General features: G+C 67.7%; 10 protein-coding genes and 1 pseudogene. 1 reads left to right on the forward strand and 10 read right to left on the reverse strand.

Going from position 1 to position 18,411, the window contains the following annotated elements:
* The first annotated feature begins 19 nt into the window (after window positions 1-19).
* Window positions 20-517, forward strand: a complete 498-nt coding sequence (locus tag NBRGI_RS08130) for a peptidylprolyl isomerase (protein WP_029894123.1) — start codon at window positions 20-22, stop codon at window positions 515-517.
* Between the two features lie 59 nt (window positions 518-576).
* Here NBRGI_RS08130 and NBRGI_RS43545 read toward each other — a convergent pair.
* From NBRGI_RS43545 to NBRGI_RS08180, 10 genes and pseudogenes are all read right to left on the reverse strand, one after another.
* Window positions 577-2,122: pseudogene (locus NBRGI_RS43545) on the reverse strand (acyl-CoA carboxylase subunit beta).
* Window positions 2,119-7,524 (reverse strand): polyketide synthase Pks13, encoded by a 5,406-nt coding sequence (gene pks13 / locus NBRGI_RS08140; RefSeq protein ID WP_029894126.1) that lies wholly within the window; start codon window positions 7,522-7,524, stop codon window positions 2,119-2,121. The pseudogene NBRGI_RS43545 and the gene pks13 overlap by 4 nt, the downstream one beginning before the upstream one ends.
* 143 nt (window positions 7,525-7,667) lie before the next feature.
* A complete protein-coding gene (fadD32, locus tag NBRGI_RS08145) occupies window positions 7,668-9,584 on the reverse strand; it encodes a long-chain-fatty-acid--AMP ligase FadD32 (protein ID WP_029894128.1) in 1,917 nt (638 codons plus the stop codon).
* A gap of 194 nt (window positions 9,585-9,778) precedes the next feature.
* Window positions 9,779-10,798 carry an LLM class F420-dependent oxidoreductase gene (locus NBRGI_RS08150; protein WP_029894130.1) on the reverse strand — a complete coding sequence of 340 codons (1,020 nt, stop codon included), beginning with the start codon at window positions 10,796-10,798 and terminating at the stop codon, window positions 9,779-9,781.
* Window positions 10,799-10,986: 188 nt separating this feature from the next.
* On the reverse strand, window positions 10,987-11,973 hold the full coding sequence (locus NBRGI_RS08155; protein WP_029894132.1) for a cutinase family protein: 987 nt from the start codon (window positions 11,971-11,973) through the stop codon (window positions 10,987-10,989).
* Complete coding sequence (locus NBRGI_RS08160; protein WP_029894134.1) at window positions 11,970-12,500, reverse strand: DUF732 domain-containing protein; 531 nt, start codon at window positions 12,498-12,500, stop codon at window positions 11,970-11,972. The genes NBRGI_RS08155 and NBRGI_RS08160 overlap by 4 nt, the downstream gene beginning before the upstream one ends.
* 101 nt (window positions 12,501-12,601) lie before the next feature.
* Window positions 12,602-14,395: an alpha/beta hydrolase-fold protein gene (locus NBRGI_RS08165; protein ID WP_051727578.1), complete on the reverse strand. Its 1,794-nt coding sequence runs from the start codon at window positions 14,393-14,395 to the stop codon at window positions 12,602-12,604.
* Window positions 14,396-14,614: 219 nt separating this feature from the next.
* Complete coding sequence (locus NBRGI_RS08170; protein WP_370466194.1) at window positions 14,615-15,649, reverse strand: alpha/beta hydrolase; 1,035 nt, start codon at window positions 15,647-15,649, stop codon at window positions 14,615-14,617.
* Window positions 15,650-15,976: 327 nt separating this feature from the next.
* Window positions 15,977-16,996: an alpha/beta hydrolase gene (locus NBRGI_RS08175; RefSeq protein ID WP_235210884.1), complete on the reverse strand. Its 1,020-nt coding sequence runs from the start codon at window positions 16,994-16,996 to the stop codon at window positions 15,977-15,979.
* Between the two features lie 323 nt (window positions 16,997-17,319).
* On the reverse strand, window positions 17,320-18,381 hold the full coding sequence (locus NBRGI_RS08180; protein WP_051727572.1) for an alpha/beta hydrolase: 1,062 nt from the start codon (window positions 18,379-18,381) through the stop codon (window positions 17,320-17,322).
* Window positions 18,382-18,411 lie beyond the last annotated feature (30 nt).

Genomic DNA, 18,411 nt, shown 5'->3' on the forward strand with positions numbered 1-18,411 from the left:
GGGCTGGCAAGGTGTGGGTATGACCAAGGTGAATCTTCAGACCAACTTCGGCCCGATCGTCCTGGAACTCGACGACGAGAAGGCGCCGACCACGGTGCAGAACTTCGTGAACTATGTGAAGGCCGGCCATTACGACGGCACCATCTTCCACCGCGTCATCCCGGGCTTCATGATCCAGGGTGGCGGCTTCGAGCCGGGCATGCGGCAGAAGCCGACGCAGGCGCCCATTCAGAACGAGGCGAACAACGGACTGAAGAACAACAAGTACACCGTGGCAATGGCGCGGACCAACGATCCGCACTCGGCCACCGCGCAGTTCTTCATCAACTCGAGCGACAACGACTTCCTCAACCACAAGGCGCCCAACCCGCAGGGCTGGGGCTACACCGTGTTCGGCGCGGTGGTCGAGGGCCAGGACGTGGTCGACAAGATCGAGGGCGTGGCGACCGGCAGCAACGCCGGACACCAGGATGTGCCGAAGGACGACGTGGTGATCGAGTCCGCCAGCGTCGCCTGAAAACCCGCAACGGTTGAATCGGGCTGCGTCCCAACGGATGCGGCCCGATTCCGGGAGAACTACAGCGGCAGCAGGTGGTGTTTGCGCGGGTTGCGCGCCTGCGTCTTGTCCCGCAGCAACTGCAGCGCGCGGCGCAGCTCCAGCCGGGTGGTCGAGGGTTCGATGACCGCGTCGATGTAGCCGCGTTCGGCGGCCACCCACGGCGTGGCCATGGTGGCGTTGTAGAAGTCGATCATCTGCTGGCGCACGGCCGCCCGCTGCTCCTCGGGCGCGGCCTCGATCTGCTTGCCGCCGATCAGGCTGACCGCGCTCTCGGCGCCCATCACCGCGATCCGGGCGGTGGGCCAGGCCAGGTTGACGTCGGCGCCGAGCTGCTTGGAGCCCATCACCGCGTAGCCGCCGCCGTACGACTTACGGATCACCACAGTCACTTTCGGCACGGTCGCCTCCACGAAGGAGAACAGGAACCGGCCGCCGCGCTTGATCACGCCGATCTTCTCCTGCTCCACACCGGGTAGGAAGCCGGGGGGTGTCCACCACGAAGACGAGCGGGATCTCGAACGCGTCGCACAACCGCACGAAGTGCGCCGCCTTGTCCGAGGCGCGGGCGTCCAGCGCACCGGCGTACACCATCGGCTGATTGGCGACCACGCCGACGCTGCGACCGTCCACCCGGGCGAAACCGGTGATGATGTTGCGCCCGGCCGAGGCGCCTACCTCGTGGAACGCGCCGTCGTCGAAGATCCGCAGCAGGATGTCGTGCATGTCGTAGGCGGCGTTGTCCGAGTCCGGCACAAGGGAATTCAGTTCCAGATCGCTGTCGGTGCGCTCGGGCTCCAGGCCCGGGTTCACGATCGGCGCGAGCTCCTGACAGCTGGTCGGCAAGAAACTCAGGTAGTCGCGCACCCAGTCGAAAGCGGCCTTCTCGTCCGCCGCGACATGATGGATGTTGCCGTACTCGGCCTGGCTCTGCGCGCCACCCAACTCCTCGAGGCTCACGTCCTCGCCGGTGACCTCACGGATCACCTTGGGACCGGTGACGAACATGTACGCCTCTTCGGTCGCCACCACCACGTCGGTGTTGATCGGGGCGTACACGGCACCACCGGCGCACTTGCCGAGGATCATCGAGATCTGCGGCACCAGACCCGACAGCGGCTCCTGACGACGGCCCAGCTCGGCATACCAGGCCAGCGAGGTCACCGCCTCCTGCACCCGGGCACCGCCGGAATCGTTGATGCCGACCACCGGGCAGCCGACCTTGGCCGCGTACTCCATGATCCCGGCGACCTTGCGGCCGAACATCTCACCGACCGAACCGCCGTAAACGGTCTGATCGTGGGAGAACACCGCCACCGGGCGACCCTCGACCAAACCGTGCCCGGTGACCACGCCGTCGCCGTACAGCGCTGTCGGATCACCCGGTTTACGCACCAGCGCACCGATTTCCACGAAAGTGCCCGGATCGAGCAGCATGTTGATCCGGTCACGAGCGCTGGGAATCCCCTTCTTCGCCCGCTTGGCCACCCCCGCTTCACCCGCCGGCTCCTGCGCTAAATCCAGCCTCTTGCGCAGGTCGGCGAGCTTCTCGGCAGTCGTAGTCACTGAGCCCCTTTCACATCTATCGCGGCAAGCTTGGCGGCGAGGTCGGCTCCGATCTTTCCGATCCGAGGCTCATCGATGATCTGCAGGTGGTCACCGGGAATGTGCACAATTTCCAGATGCGACAGGTACTCGTCCCAGCCACCGTTCGGCTTGCGGTCGGCGTAGCGCGGCTCTAACTCGATCGCGCCATCGTGGTAGCGATCGGCGAGGTAGAGCACGACATCACCGTCGTAGTGTGTCGGTTGGACCTGCTGCAGCGCACGGTTTTCGATCCACGAGGTCTTCTGGTGCTCGAGCACGCCACCCGGGATCTTCGCCCCGCTCAGTTTGACCAGTTCCGAGATCATCTTGAACTGTTCTTCATCGGAGGCCGCGGCCAGCTCTTGCAACTGCTCGGGCGGAAGTTCCCCGTCGACGCCGTAGGTCTTCTTGGCGAAGGCCTGATACCGCTCGATCCGACGCACCCGCTCTTCGGGACTGTTGTCCTCCGGCTCAGACGGAATAGCGAGGTCGATAAGTCCGACGACCCTGACGTCCGCGCCATCCGCGCGCAGGATCTGCGCACAGGCCATGGCCAATACCGCACCGAGTGACCAGCCGTAGAGGACGAAAGGACCGTCCCCTTGCAGCTTGCGCAGTTCCGGCGCGTACTGGCGGGCGCGCTCTTCGATCGCGCCGTCGACCCGCTCGAAGCCGTACATCGGGGTGTCGGCCGGAAGCCGCTTCAGCAGCGGTTCGTACACGAGCGTGTTGCCGCCGGCAGGATGGAACACGAAGACCGGCACCGCATTCGAGCCTTCGGGGCGCGCGCGCAGCGGACGCACGAATCCGTCCACGTCGGCACCGCTGTCCTGCAACCTACGCACGATCTCCGCGAGCTGCTCGATGGTCTCGCAGTCGAGCACATCGTCGACGGTGACCTCGGCCTTGACCCGCTCGGTGAGCCGGGCCGCCAGCTTCTCGGCCACCTCTTCCTCGAGGATCGGCAGGGTGTTGAAGATACCGCCGGCGGACTTACCGGTGACCACCGCCCAGGTGGCGAAGGTCAATCGTTCGGCGGCGTCGCGCGGCGGGACGTCGTCCTCGTCGGCGGGCTGCTGACCGCCGAAGGCCGGGGCAGCGGCAGGTGCCGGCGCGGCGACCGGCGAAACCGGTTCGGCCACAGCAGGTTCCGCCGGTACGGCGGGCGTCTCGGCGGCCGGCGTAGCGGCTGCCACCGGCGCGGCGGCTTCGGTAGCCGGCGCGGCGGTCTCGGCGTCCGCGTTCGACGGCGAAACAGCCTCGGGTGCAGCGGTATTCGCGGCAGCAGCGGCGATCGCGGCCGGGTCCTCGCCCGCGGCGACCGCGGCACGAGCCGCCTCGATGAAGCCGGCGTCGACGGTGACCTCTTCGCCCGCAGCCTGTTTCGCGGCGACCGCCTGCAACTCGTCGCGGTGTTCGACGGCGTAGCGCAGCACCTTGCCGACCTCGTTGAGGTTGGCGTCGCGCACGGCCTGGATCTGCAGCTGCGGGATATCGAATTCGTACTCGACGCGGTTCTTGATGCGCATGGCCATCAGCGAGTCGAGACCGAGCTCCATCAGCGGGATCTCCATCGGGAGATCCTCGACCGCGTAGCCCATGGACTCGGCGACGATCAGCGCGAGCCGGTCCTCGAGCTTCTGGCTGCCGTTCGGATCCCAGCGGTCACCGAAGGTCTCGATGACTTCCAGGTCGGTGCCCGCCGCCGGCTCGACCGCGGCGGCCGCCGGAACGAGCTCGGCCACAACGGGTTCGGGCAACGGCGCGCCCGAGGTGACCACGGCGTCGAAGAGCAGCCGGAAGCTCGCGCCCTCCTTGGCGTGCACCTGCACCGACGCACCGCCGGGATGCGGGGTCAGCGTGGTGGTCAGCGTGCCCGACGCCGGAACAGTCGCGTGCACGATCGAGGCGCCGAGCGAGACCTCGCTGAGCACCTGTGCCGCGGCGGCCTGCACGAGCGCGGCCAGGTCGCCAGCGGATGCGGCCTGCACCTCCCACGCGTGCCTGCCGTCCGGCAGCGCCACGTGCGCGCCGGGCACCCGGGTGTTGCCGCCGCCCGCGGACAGCGACGCCTTCGGCCAGTACTCCTTGCGCACGAACGTGGTTCGCGGCACGTCGGCGTACGCCCCGGGGGTCAGCAGGGAGGACAGGTCCACCTTGTGCCCGTGCACGTACAACTGCGCCAGCGCGCCGATCACGCCGGCCGCCTCGTCTTCCTTGCGCTTGAGCGTCGGAATGAGCTGCGCGTCGTGCAGACCCGCGGCGAAGGTGGTGCCGAGCACCTGCATCAGCGCGACCGAGTTCGGCGCGAGCTCCAGGAAGGTGGTGTGGCCCGCGTCGACCGCGAGCTTCACCGCGTTGGTGAAGTACACGCTGCCGCGCATGTTCTTCACCCAGTAGTCCTCGTTGTGCACCGGATCGGTACCCGCGCGGTAGAACTCGCCCTTGTGCACGGTCGAGTAGAGACCGGTCTTCAGCTTGGTCGGCTCGATGCCGGCCAGCTCCGCGGCCAGCTCGCCGAGCAGCGGGTCCATCTGCGAGGTGTGGCCCGCGCCGCGGGTCTGCAGGATCCGGGCGAACTTGCCCTCCGCCTCCACCCGCGCCACGATCGCCTCGACCTGCGCGCGCGGCCCGCCGATCACCGTGTTGGTGGGGGCCGCGTACACGCCGACCTCGACGTCCGGGAATTCAGCGAGCAGCTTCTCGATGTCCTCGGCGCTGTATTCGACGAGCGCCATGTTGCGCACGTCGTCGTCGGTGAGCATCTGCTCGCCCTCGTGCATCAGGCGCGAGCGGGCGCAGATCACCCGGACCGCGTCCTCGAGCGGCAGGCCGCCCGCGATGTACGCCTCGGCGACCTCGCCCATCGAATGTCCCACCACCGCTTCGGGTTCCGCGCCGTGCGCGCGCAGCAGCGCGGCCAGGCCGACCTGGATGGTGAAGATGCCGACCTGCGAGGTGCCGACGTTGTAGTCCTGGCCGTCGTCGAGGAACATGTCCCGGATCGAGTACCCGGCCTCGTCCTGCACCAGCTCGTCGACCTGGTCGACGGCCTTGGCGAAGATGGAATTCTCCAGGTACAGCGATTTGGCCATCTTGCGGTGCTGCGCGCCGAAACCGGAGAGCACCCACACCGGGCCGACGGCGGCGGGCGCGTCTGCGGTGAACACACCGTTGCCGGGCTTACCCGCCGCGATGGCACGCAGACCGGCGACGGCCTCCTCGTGCGTCTTGGCGAGCACCACACCGCGCGAACGCCAGTGGCTGCGCTTGGCCAGCGACCTGGCCACGTCCTCGAGCGAAACATCGCGGCCCGCTTCGGATTCCAGCCAGTCGGCCAGCTCACCGGCGGCGCGGCGGCGGCGCGAAGGCATGTAGCCGGAAATCGGCAACACGACCGGGAGCGGTTCGGTGCGCTCGGCGGTCCATTCCGCCACCGTGGCAACAGCTTCCGCGGCCGCAGCCGCGGGTTCGGTAGCGAGCGCAGCGGTCTCGGTGACGTCTTCGCCTGCCTCGGCGACGATCGCGTCCGCTTCCGCGATCACGTCGGTCGACTCATCATCGAGTTCAGCGTCGAGGGCAGCGACATTCGCATCGACCGCCGCTGCCTCGACCTTCGGTGCGACTGCCTCGGGGGCGGCCGGGGCCTCGGCCGCAGCCGGAACGTATTCCTGCACCACCACGTGTGCGTTGGTACCGCCGAAGCCGAAACCGGAGATGCCGATGGTGGCGGTGCCGCTGTAGCGCGGGAATTCGGTCGGCTCGTCGACGACCTTCAGGTGGGCCTGGTCGAACGGGATGTACGGGTTGGGACCGGCGAAGTTGATGTTCGGCGGAATGACGTTGTGCTGCAACGCCATCACGATCTTGGCGAAGCTCGCCGCACCCGCGGCCGATTCCAGGTGGCCGAAATTGGATTTCACCGAGCCGAGCAGCGCGGGTTGGTCGTCCGCACGACCGCGGCCGACCACCCGGCCGAGCGCGTCGGCTTCGATCGGGTCGCCGAGCAGGGTGCCGGTGCCGTGCGCCTCGATGTAGTCGACGGTCGACGGCACGATTCCCGCGTCCCGATACGCCCGGCGGAGCACCTCGGCCTGGGCATCGGGATTGGGCGCGACGATGCCGTTGGAGCGTCCGTCGGAGTTGATCGCGGAGCCCTTGATGACGGCCATGATTCGATCGCCGTCACGTTCGGCGTCGGCCAGGCGCTTGAGCACGATGAGACCGGCGCCCTCGGAACGAACCATGCCGTCGGCATCGGCCGAGAACGCCTTGATCCGGCCGTTCTTCGCGACCGCGCCGACCGAGTCGTAGCCGAGGGTGACCATCGGCGCGAGCAGCATGTTCACGCCGCCGGCCAGTGCCAGGTCGGCGTCGCCGTCGCGGAGCGCGCGTACCGCCTGATGCACGGCGACCAGCGTGGACGAGCAGGCGGTGTCCACCGCGACGGATGGGCCACGGAAGTCGTAGAAGTAGGAGACGCGGTTGGCGATGATGCCGGAGGACGCGCCGGTGATGCCGTACGCCGCGGCGGAAGCGGGCAGATTCGGGTCCTGGTTGCCGACGCCGAGGGCGGCGACCAGCATGAAGTCACTGGTCGACGTGCCGATGAAGACACCAACCGGCGCGCCCTTGAGTTCGCTGGCGGGAATCCTGGCGTGCTCCAACGCTTCCCAGGTCAGTTCCATCATCAGGCGCTGCTGCGGATCGACGTTCTCGACCTCGAGCGGCGACATCGCGAAGAACTCCGCGTCGAAGCCCTTGACCACGTCCTGGTCAAGGTAACCGCCCAGAGTGTTGGCCGAGGCGATGGCTGCGGCGGCACCCGGATCGGCGGCGAACTCGTCCCACCGCCCCTCGGGCAGATCCCGGATCCCGTCCCCGCGATTGATCAGGAACTCCCAGGTCGACTCCGGCGTATCGCCCGCGCCGGGCAACCGGGTGGACAGGCCGACGATGGCGATATCGTGCGCCTGACCCGGCTGGTAGCCCGCGGTATAGAAGGAGTCGTCGGAGACTTCGTCCACGCTTTCCGGCTCGCCGTTGATGACCACCTCGGCCAGCGACGCGATGGTCGGATGCTGGTATACGACGGTCGCGGTCAGCACCACGCCGGTGAGTTCCTCGATATCGCCGCCGAGGGCGATGGCGTCGCGCGAGGCGAGCCCGAACTCTTCCATCGGCCGGTCCACGGTGATCGCCTCGATCGACTGCCCGGTCGCGTCGGCGACCCAGCGCCGCAGCCACTCCCGCAGCTCGGCCACGGACAGATCGGTCCGCTCACCGCTCGTGGCGGCAGCGCTCACCGGCGCGGGCGCCTGGTCGGCACCCTGCTCGGCGGGCAAGTTATCGGTCGTCTGGGTGGACTCGTTGTCGGCCATCAATTCCTCAAGCTACCTGTCTGCGTGCGGTTGCGCGGCGGGGATTGACGGCCCGGATCACTCGGTGTCGTTCCGGCACAGGCCGGAACCGAGTGGCGAGCCAGACAACCACTGTTCCGACCTGATCGAGGCGGGAACTTCCGTCATTCTTCCTCGGGTGCATCGGGGAAGGCCTGCTGGGTGTAACCACCCCGCAGTGTTCCCTCCAGATAGGCGGCCTTGCAGGCGCGCCGGGCGATCTTGCCGCTGGAGGTACGCGGGATCGAGCCCGCGGGCACCAGCAGGACGTCACGAACGGTGACACCGTGGCGCGCGGCCACCGCGGCCCGCACCTCGTCGGCGATCGGCAGGGGATCGGCCTTGCCCGCGCCGGGGCCGCGCTCGGCCACGATCACCAGCTGCTCGGAGCCGTCGTCGGCGTCGAACTTCAAGCCGGAGTGGCTGCCCTGATCGAAGACGAGCGCGGGCAGCTGGTTCGCGGGCACCGAGAACGCGGCGACGAAGCCGGGGCGCAGCGCCTTGGAGGCTTCCTGCGCGGAGAACTCGAGATCCTGCGGGTAGTGGTTGCGGCCGTCGACGATCACCAGGTCCTTGACCCGGCCGGTGATGTAGAGCTCGCCGTCGAGGTACACGCCGTAATCGCCGGTGCGCATCCAGTTGGCGTCGCGGTCGGTGCCTTCGGCGTGGCTGCCCTCGGCGAGGCGATGGGGCACCTTGTTCTGGAAGGTGGCGGCCGTCTCGTCCGGGCGACCCCAGTAGCCGATGCCCATGTTGTTGCCGTGCAACCAGATCTCACCGACCCGGCCGTCGGGCAGCTCCTGGCCGCCGTCGGCCTCGACGGTTTCCGGATCGACGATCACGGCCCACTGCGACAGCGCGACGTAACCGCAGGAGACCTGCGCGATGGCGTTGTCGGTGCCCGGCTCGACCTTGACCATGCGGCCGGCGTTGAGTTCGTTGCGATCGACCCAGGTGACCTTGGCTTCGTCCTCGGCCTTGGTCGCCGACACGAACAGGGTCGCCTCGGCCATGCCGTAGCACGGCTTGATCGCCGTCTTGGGTAGGCCATACGGCGCGAAGGCCTCGTTGAACTTCTTCATCGACGAGGTGGTCACCGGCTCGCTGCCGTTGATCAGGCCGATCACGTTCGACAGATCCAGCGACTCGCCGTTCTTCGGCAGACCACGCGCGGCGGCATGCTCGAACGCGAAATTCGGTGCGGCGGCGAAGGTTCCGGCGCCGTCGGACTGCGCGGCCAGTTCCTTGATCCAGCGGTACGGGCGGCGCACGAACGCACTCGGCGACATGATGGTGATGAACTTGCCGCCGACCGCGGGCAGGATCACCGTGAGCAGGCCCATGTCGTGGAACAGCGGCAGCCAGGTGACGCCGCGCGAGTTCCAGTCCAGGTTGATCGAGTTCACCATCTGCAGCAGGTTGGTGCCGACCGCGCGGTGGGTGATCTCCACACCGGCCGGGGTCCGGGTCGAGCCCGAGGTGTACTGCAGGTAGGCGATGTCATCGATGGCGATATCCGGACGCACCCAGCCCTCGCCGACGCTGTCGGGGATCGCGTCCACCGCGATGATGCGCGGGCGCTGAGCGGCGGGCAGCGCACGGAAGAACTGACGCACGCCCGCCGCGGAGGAGCTCGCGGTGAGGATGGCGGCAGGCTCGCAGTCGCCGAGCACGGCGTGCAGGCGGTCGGTGTGACCCGGCTCGTCGGGGTCGAACAGCGGCACCGAGATGGTGCCCGCGTAGATCGCGGCGAAGAAGGAGACCACGTAATCCAAGCCCTGCGGCGCCAGGATCGCGACCCGGTCGCCCGGGTTGGTCACCTGCTGCAGTCGAGCGGCCACCGCGCGCAGCCGAATGCCGAACTCACGCCACGTCAGTTCCTGGGCCTCACCATCACGCTCACGCGAGTAATCGATGTAGCGGTACGCCAGAGTGTTCGCGTCGTTCCGGGTGTGCTTCTCGACGTGATCGACCAGGGTGTGATCCTCGGGAATTCGGATGTTCCCGGTCTCGTCCAGGTAGTCGTCGAAAGTCTCTTCCATTCCTTCTTCTCCTCCGAGGCACACGCAGCAAGACGGCGACTACGCCGCTGTTACCTGTGAGGCCCCGACTCGCTTTCGCCCGCTGGCTGCTCCCACTGTGCGGAGAGTCAGCTTGCAGATTCTGGGCGGTCTGCGCGGTGACCGCTATCGGCTAGATGTACTCAAACCAGGGTTATGTTACAGAGAAGGCCCGGTCACTCGTCTCGCAGCAGGGGAATAACGGGGGCGAATGCGTCCATCTGGGTGGGAAATACCCCTACATACGACATCGAGGTGAGTTGGCGCACACGCCGGATCTGCTCGGCGATTTCCTCGAACGTTCCGATGGCGACGTAGGGCGACTCGAGGATCTCCTCGACCGAAAGCTTCACGTCCACCTCGAGATCCGGGTGCAGCCCCCGATCGATCGCGGAAAGCGCCATCTCAGCGGTCTTCTCGCGATCGTCGGTGATGACGATCGCGGTGATGGCCCAGTTCAGCTCGATATCGGCGAACCGATCACCCGCGGCCTCGCGGATCAGGTTCACCTTCTCGATCGTCTTGGCCATCGTGATGCCCGACAAGAGGCCTTTACCGTGCTTGGTGGTGACCGGGACGACGGAGATGATGTCGGCGTGTTTTGCGGCCAGGCGCAACATCTTCGGACCGCCGCCGCCGGTGCAGATCGGCGGGCGCGGACCCTGCCGCGGGCGCGGCGTACCCTTGACGCCGTGCACCTGGTAGTGCTTGCCCTCGAAGGTGCACTCCTGACCGCGCAGCAGCACGTCGAGAATGGTCAGCGCCTCGTCCAGCTTCTCCAGACGGACGCCGGGCGTCTCGTAGGGGATGCCCGCGGCGGCGAACTCGTCCTGCTTCCAGCCCGCGCCGAGACCGACCTCGAGCCTGCCCTTGGACAGCACGTCGATGGTGGCCAGATCCTTCGCCAGCACCACCGGGTTGCGGAAGCCGTTGGCCAGCACCGAGGTTCCGAGCCGGATCCGCTCGGTGGCCTGGGTCAGCGCGCCGAGCGCGGCGATCGGGCCGATCTGGTCGCCGAGGTGGTCGGGCACGACGAAACTGTCGAAGCCGTACTCCTCGGCCTGCTGCGCCGTCTGGATGAACTTGCGGGCGCCACCTTCTTGCTTGTTTCCCTCACCAGCTGCCGCGAAGCGGAAGCTGCGCAGCGGCGTACCCAGCGCGGTCAACTCACCGGCCGGGGCGGCGGCTTCTGTCATGAACTCATGCTCCTGGCTGTAAGGAAATCCGGGCGCGACACTGCGGGGCGGTCATGCCCGACACTCGGTACGGGTTACCCGCGTCGCGATCACCAGCGCACTTTACAGCGTCGTGTCCAGCCGGACGCGCGCTTGCTCCGGCACTACTGGGTGTACTGGGCACGCACCGGAGTACGGCCTGTGAGATCTCACGAGTGCGGCGGATGCGGGGCCGACTCGATGAGGCCGTTCGCCCAGTTCGCGGTCCACTGGGTAGCGGTGGTGCCGTTGTCGTCGACGACGAATCCGTTGTACAGCGCGTGCACCGGATTGCCCGCCGCGCGCACCAGTGCGCCGACGCTGCCCATGACGTTCCACGGACTCAAGGCCTCTCGCGGCGCGTCACAGATCAGGTCGCCCTGCGCACAGATGGTGAAGGTCCGCTCGGCCAGTTCGCCGAAGCCACCCGGGCGCGGACCGGTCATCGTGATACCGGGCACATTGAGACCCTTCAACGCGACCTCGGCGCCGACGCCGGCGGGCACCGCACCAACCTGCACCGCTTGACCCGGGCCGGTGTCGCCGGTGCGACGGCCGTCCGAGATCAGCGTCACGCCGAGTATCCGTTTCGCCGGGACCGGGCCCTTGCCCGCGGCGATCTGACTGGTGACGTCGCCCGCGATGACCGCGCCCTGGGAGAAGCCGGCGATCACATAGTTGGTCAGCGGACACCTGCTCGCCCGCTCCTGCATGGCCTTGGCCATGTTCTGCGTGCCCTCGGTCCGGCTGTTGTTGTACGACTGCTGCCCGTCCGGGGGAATCGCGATCGGATTCGAGAACTGCGCGACATAGGGGACGGTGTAGACGTCGAGCCGCTCCTTGGGGAACTGCTGCGCCACCGGACCGGAGATGTTGAGCATCAACGAGTTCGGGTTCGCCGTGGGGTTGTGCGGGTCGTCGTTGCTGTTCGACTCCCAGGTACCGGGCACCGAGATCATCTGCACGTCCGGGCAGTCCGCGGGCTGGGACGTGGGCTCTTCGGGCGGCTTGGGCCCGGGCTTGGGCTGGCGCAGCGGTCCGGCGAGCAGGTACCACAGCAGCAGCACCACGATGATGATCAGCACCGGGATCGCGAGCAGCAGCAGACATCCCGCCGGCCGGGACCGGCGGGACGTCGTTCCGCGACGGGGGCTCACTGGCAGTACGTCTGCTTAGCGGCGCTGACGTAGATCTGCCCGGCCTTCTCCACCGGCATCTTCGCCGGATCGAAGGACGGGTCGGAACCGGCCATCGCGGTCACGAAGGTCATCAGGTCTTGATCGGACGCACCGGAGGCGATGCCCTGGCAGACGTAGCCCGCGACGCTGAGCGCGATATCCGGGGTCGACGGCGTGACACCCTGCTGCTTCAGCGCGTCGAGGTACTTCTTGTCCTTGTCGGTGAGCTTCGAGGTGTCGGCGGGCGGCGCGGACTCGATCGGCTCCGGCCGCTCCGGCGCGGGAGCCGGCGCCTGCTGGGATTCGGGCGCCGGGGCCGGGGCGGGTGCCGGCGCCGAGGCGGTGTCGCCGGGGGTGGACGAGGCGGGCGGCTGCGTTGCCGCCGTGGTGCGGGTCAGCGTCGGCGTGCTCGACGCGGTGGAATCGTTGCCACCACAGGCGGCGAGCAAGCCGGTCGCGGCGATCGCCACGACAACGCCGAATACCTTGCCACGGGTCCTCTGCATGAATTCTGTCCTCGATCTGTTCGCAAACGGGGGAGGTCGCCCACCAGGCTAAAGGAAAGTCCGCCCGGAGCGCGGCCGGTCAAGAAACAGACCGGTCCGTACTAAAGGCCGTGTACCTCGGGCTTGCCGTCCTTCACGACGATGTAGCCCGCTTGGAAGTTCTGCTGCACACCACCCGGGACGGGGAACTCGTCGCTGATCGGATAGCCCAGTTTGCCGTTCTCATAGCCGAGCACCTGCCAGGCATCCATCAGCGGACCGTTCTTCACCGCCCAGGCGCCCGACAGCGGGCTCCAGTAGATACTGCCGCCCTCGAAACGGCTGTACCGGCCGAGATCCTTCAGCGGCTGCTCCTCGGTGGCGGGGAACCCGAGCCAGCTGTTCTCGTAACCCATTTGGGCGAACTTGTCCAAGATCAGGCCCTGCACCCGGTGCACCCCGGTCTTGGCGCTGTAGTAGAACGGGCCGTGCTCGAAGGCCTGCACCGCACCGTCCCGGTTCGGCGTCTTGACCTCGGGCGCGATTGGATAGCCCGCCGGGCCGCCCTCGTACCCCTGCCTGCCCCACTCGTCGAGGATCGCGCCACGCACCACTTGGGCGCCGGTCTGCGGAGTCCAGTAGAGGGCGCCGTGCTGGAACGACTGCATGCGACCGCGGCCGTCGGGCAGCCCGCGCTCGTCTCCGGTCGGCAAGCCGAGCGGACCGGCCGGACCCTGCGCGGCCTGGTAACCGCCGCCGATCATGCCGCCGACCGGATGCGCGCCGTCGGCCTGCGTGTAATAGACCCGGCCGGATCGGAAGTCCTGGGCCACACCGCCGGCCACCGGGTACTCCGGGGACTGGCATTCGCCGAGCCAGGCGTTCGCCGCGGCCACCGGCGCGATCGAGCCACCGACACTGCACGCGCCCTTGCCCGCGTCGACGCCGAGCGCGTTGGCGGCCTGCGCCCAGGACTGGCGCATCTCGAAATCCCAGTACGGCCACGAATGCGTGCCGGACGGGCGGTAGTTCACCTGTGCCGGAATGGCCAGCCTGCCCAGCTTGGTGACGAAGTTCTGCGAGGTGAGCCGAGACAGGATCTCCAGACCCATGCCCGCGTAGTTGGTGCTGACCCCGGGGATGGCCGACGCCTGGTCGAACGGGCCGGTGGCACCGCTGCCGCTGGATACGTAGAGCGAGATGCCCTTCAGCTTCTCGGCCTGGGTGTACGGGTCGTGCGCGGCCCACTCCGGACCGCCCGCCGGTCCCCACATGGCGCCGACGTCGTAGCCGCCCGCGTCGCGCATGGCGAACTGGATGGCCTGGGGCATGCCGATGGTGGTCGTGGTGAGGAAGCCGGAGTAGGAGGCCGCGTACTTGACGAAGCCCGGGTTGCGGGCGGCCAGGAACATGGCCGCCGTGCCGCCCATCGAAAGTCCTTCCATGCCACGGACATCCGTGGCCCGCCACTGGCTCTCGAGCAGCGGCGGCAGTTCCCTGGTCAGGAAGGTTTCCCACTTGTAGGTCTTGCCGTTGTTGGGCTGCAACCAGTCCGAGTAGAAACTGGACTGACCGCCGATCGGCAGCACGACGGTGACGTTCTTGTCCGCGAAGAAGTCGACGGCGCCCGCGTCCTTGGTCCAGCCACTCTCGTCGTCGGTGGCGCGCAGGCCGTCGAGCAGGTACAGCACGGGGAACCGGGCGTCGGGGCGGGTCGCCCAGTCCCGGGCGAGCAGCAGTTGCACCTGGATCGGGGCCGCCATCGACGGTGAATTGATCCACAGCGCGACCCGGCGGTCGGTCAGCCAGATCACCTTCTGCACGGTCGCCGCCGCGATGGGATCCACCGCGGGTGCGGGGTCGGGGACAGGCTGGGCGGCCGCGGGCGCGATGCCCGCGGCGAGCGGGATGACCATGGCGGTGGCGAACAGCACCGACCGCCCGCGCGCCGGACGACTGCCGCGACGCTCGCGTCGCCCCCATCTGCCGCGCCGAATCCCTGCCACAAGAGCTTTCTACCCCCGTAACGGCCAGGTTTCGGGGAGACACGCGCAGGACCACGCGAAACCACCTGTCCCGAAAAGCAACTCGGGCCGCACCCGAGAAGGGTGCGGCCCGAGCCGTCGGTCAGCAGGTCACCAGGCGCCGGTGGCGTCCAGGATCTGGTTGCGGGAGGCGAAGAGCTGGCCCTCCCAGTACTTCCAGGAGTGCGTGCCGGTGGCCGGGAAATCGAACCGGGCCGGGATGCCGAGCGAGGCCAGGCGAGCCTGGAACGCACGGGTGTTCACCAGCGAGAGCGCCTCGAGCGCCATCGCGTTACCGGTGTTGAACACGCCGACCGCCGAGTTCGGGTTGTCGTACTGGCCCGGCAGGCCGCTGGCCGCCGAGATGTACATCGGCAGGCCCTTGAGCTGCGGCGCGAACACGAACGGGTCCATCCGCAGCCACGCGGGGCTCCACGGGGCGGCCATCGAGTCGACGTTGAACTTGCCCGCGTCGAGCATCGCGATGCGGATCGCCTCCCGCATGCCGGGCGCGGAGATGTTCAGGTAGCCCGAGTAGGACGCGGCGAACTTGAACTGATCGCGGTGGTACGCGGCCAGCGCCAGGGCGCCACTGCCGCCCATCGAAAGACCGGCCACCGCGTTGTTGGTGCGCGAGACGCCGTAGCCCTCGAGGAAGGCGGGAAGCTCCTTGGTCAGGAAGGTTTCCCACTTGTAGGTGGTCTTCTGGCCGTTGGTGTTGCTCGGTGCGTACCAGTCCGTGTAGAAGCTGGACTGGCCGCCGACCGGCATGACCAAGGTGATGTTGTCGTTCGCGAACTGCTGCAGCGCGTTGGTCTCGAACGACCAGGCGTTACGGTCGTCGCGGGCGCGGAGTCCGTCGAGCAGGTAGAGCGCCGCGTTGCCGCCGCGCGAGGCCCACTGCACCTGGACCTTGATCGGGCCCATGCTGGACGGGACCATCAGATCTTCGAAGCCGCCTGCGGGGGAACGCAATACCGGCGCGTGCGCCGGCGCCGCGGTGGCGATCGGGGCCGCCACACCGGCGGCGATCGGTAGCGCCAGCGCGGCGGCACCGACAGCCAGAATTCGTTGGCGCCAACTACGAGGTGCGCCGCGCCGGCCCGACTTGGTTCTCATCGGCGCGGCCGCCCTGCCGAAACGCATGAATCCTGCTCTCTTTCTGCTTTTCTGCCTGTTGTGGTGCGGTCGGCGACCCGGGAGGGCGCAACCACACCAGTGCTGCCAACGAGACGCACGCCGCTCCACACCGGACCCCGACTTTCCGGCACGGGCGACCGCGCTACAACGATCTGGTCACACTTGCGCTCGCTGGACGATATTCGACGCCCGAAGCCTTAGCAAGGCCGAGGCAACCAGGTGGCCGAAATCCGCCCGTACGCAATCTGTGATGGTGCGGTGACCCTATCGCGTCGGCGCGGTGATTGTCGTGCCGGAGCACCAAATTTTCATCTGATGGCCGGAAGTGTCAGCTCACCCCAAATTCGCGCTCAGGTCGGGCAGCATCTGGAACACCTGGTCCTGCCAGTAGTTCCAGCTGTGCACACCCACCGGGGTGTAGACGAAGTTCGCGTTGCTCGGGCCGAGACTGTTAAGCCGCGCTTCAAAGGCGCGAGTGTTGGCCAACGCGATCGTTTCCAGGGCCATCGCATTACCGAGGTGGTAGACGTCGATCGGCGAGTTGATCACGTCCCGGGGTCCGTTGACGCCATTGCCGGTGGCGATCCAGAGCCGAGTTCCGTTGGCACGCAACAGCGGCGCGAACATGAACGGATCGTTGCGCAACCAGCGCGAATCCCATGGCGGACCCCACATCGCGTCGATGTTGAACCCGCCCGCGTCGAGCATGGCCAGGCGCAAGCCCTCTTTCATGGCGGGCGCGGAAATGTTCAGATAGCCGGAATAGGAAGCGGCATAACGGAACTGGTCGGGATGATAAGCGGCCAGCGCGAGCGCGGCACTGCCGCCCATGGACAGGCCGAACACCCCGTTGCCGTGCGGGTGGAAACCCAGCCGGTCGTGCAACGCCCAGCGCAGATTGTCCGACAGGAAGCTCTCCCACGCGTACGGCTGCTGCTGCCCGTTCGTATTGCTCGGCGCGACCCAATCCGAATAGAAGCTGGACTGCCCGCCCACCGGCATCACGACGTTGATGTTCCAGCTCGGCAGCACCCGCGAGATATCGGTGTCGATTTCCCAGCCGCTCAGATCGTTACGGGCGCGCAGTCCGTCGAGCGCGTAGACCACCCGGCGGGTGTTGCCGTCGGCGGCACGGAAGATCCGGGATTTGATCGGGCCCATGCTGGAGTCGACCCAGAAGTCGAAGCCCGCGGGGTCGAACCCGGCCCGCGCGGCCGGGGCGAGGCCGCCGAGCGCGGCGCCGAACGGCAGGGCCAGCGTCACGGCGAGGCCGAGCAGCGCGCGTCGCAGCCAGCGCCGATCCGCCCGCGCGGGCCGTCCGGCAACTATCCCGCGCACTCCGCCTGCTCGCATCGATCCGACCTTTCACCGCGCGCTCGCCATTGACCGCAACTGTTGTGCACAGAGATCGACACTTCGGGACCGAAGACTGCCATACGAAGTTCTCGATTTTATCGCTCTTCTATATGCAGTTTCGCGCGAAATGCGGTTTCGAAAACGCACGGCGATGCCGGATCGTGACAAAGCCAGACATTTGCCGAAGAAGTGAAAGGACGACGACCGCAATGTTTGCCACGCGCAGCATTCCTACGCCAGCGACCATTCAGACAACAACTGCGTAAACGACGGACCGCCCGGCGCTGCGTAGCGCCGGGCGGTCCGTCGGGTCGAGGGTGTCAGCCGATGTTGGCGGACATGTCCGGGATCATGCGATTGGCCTCGTCGATCCAGTTGTTCCACGCGTGGATACCGAACGCCGGGTAGGAGTAGACGGCGTTGCCGCCACCCAGGGTGGCCATCCGGACCTCGAAAGCGCGCGTGTTTGCCAGTGCCAGCGCCTCGAGGCCCATACCGTTCAATGTGTTGAAGCTCGGTCCGTCCTGCGCCGTGGGCAGGCCGCTCGCCGCCGCGATCCACAGCCTGGTGCCGTTGCGGACGAGGTTGGGCGCGAACACGAACGGATCCATCCGCAGCCACTGCGGGCCCCACGGCGGCGCCATGGAGTCGACGTTGTAGCCGCCCGCGTCGAGCATCGCGATGCGGATCGCCTCCCGCATGCCGGGCGCGGAGATGTTCAGGTAGCCCGAGTACGAACCCGCGAAGCTGAACTGATCCGGGTGGTACGCGGCCAGGGTGAGCGCGGCGCTGCCACCCATGGACAGCCCGAACACCCCGTTGCGGTTCGGGTTGAAGCCGAGCCGGTCGCGCAGCGCGTTGCGCAGATCGCGGGTCAGGAAGGTCTCCCACTGGTACCGGTAGCTCTTGCCGGGGCCCGCGGCCAGGATGTTCAGCGCGCCGGAGCCGGAGGACGAGCCGCTGCCGGCCGGGATGCCGAGCAGCTCGCTCGGGGCGTTCCAGTCGGCGTAGAAGCTGGACATGCCGCCGACCGGCATGACGACGTTGATGTTCCAGTCCGCCAGCTGCTGGGGAATGTTGGTCTCGATCTCCCAGCCGTTGAGGTGCTCCGGCGCCCGCATGCCGTCGAGCACGTAGGCGACCCGGTTGGTGTTGCCGTCACGGGCCGGGATGATGCGGGTCTTGATCGGGCCCATGCCCGAGTCGACCCAGAAGTCGAAGGCCGCGGGGTTGAACGCCGCCGACGCGGTGGCGCCGCTGCCGGCTGCCGCCAGACCGAAGGGCACCAGCAGTGCCGTAGCTACCCCCAGTGCGGATCGCTTGACCCAGGCACCGGTCGCGCCCGGTTTTCCGGGGCCACGTCTCCAGCGGGCAAATCGCATCAACTCGACCTTTCGTTCAGGCAGCCGGGG

Source organism: Nocardia brasiliensis IFM 10847, from assembly GCF_000710915.1.
Classification (GTDB): Bacteria; Actinomycetota; Actinomycetes; order Mycobacteriales; family Mycobacteriaceae; genus Nocardia; species Nocardia brasiliensis_A.

Excerpts from the sequence above, each read along its gene's own strand:
- NBRGI_RS08130 (WP_029894123.1), top strand. The coding sequence starts at position 20 with ATGACCAAGGTGAATCTTCAGACCAACTTCGGCCCGATCGTCCTGGAA.
- pks13 (WP_029894126.1), bottom strand. The coding sequence starts at position 7,524 with ATGGCCGACAACGAGTCCACCCAGACGACCGATAACTTGCCCGCCGAG.
- fadD32 (WP_029894128.1), bottom strand. The coding sequence starts at position 9,584 with ATGGAAGAGACTTTCGACGACTACCTGGACGAGACCGGGAACATCCGA.
- NBRGI_RS08150 (WP_029894130.1), bottom strand. The coding sequence starts at position 10,798 with ATGACAGAAGCCGCCGCCCCGGCCGGTGAGTTGACCGCGCTGGGTACG.
- NBRGI_RS08160 (WP_029894134.1), bottom strand. The coding sequence starts at position 12,500 with ATGCAGAGGACCCGTGGCAAGGTATTCGGCGTTGTCGTGGCGATCGCC.
- NBRGI_RS08165 (WP_051727578.1), bottom strand. The coding sequence starts at position 14,395 with ATGGTCATCCCGCTCGCCGCGGGCATCGCGCCCGCGGCCGCCCAGCCT.
- NBRGI_RS08170 (WP_370466194.1), bottom strand. The coding sequence starts at position 15,649 with ATGCGTTTCGGCAGGGCGGCCGCGCCGATGAGAACCAAGTCGGGCCGG.
- NBRGI_RS08175 (WP_235210884.1), bottom strand. The coding sequence starts at position 16,996 with ATGCGAGCAGGCGGAGTGCGCGGGATAGTTGCCGGACGGCCCGCGCGG.
- NBRGI_RS08180 (WP_051727572.1), bottom strand. The coding sequence starts at position 18,381 with ATGCGATTTGCCCGCTGGAGACGTGGCCCCGGAAAACCGGGCGCGACC.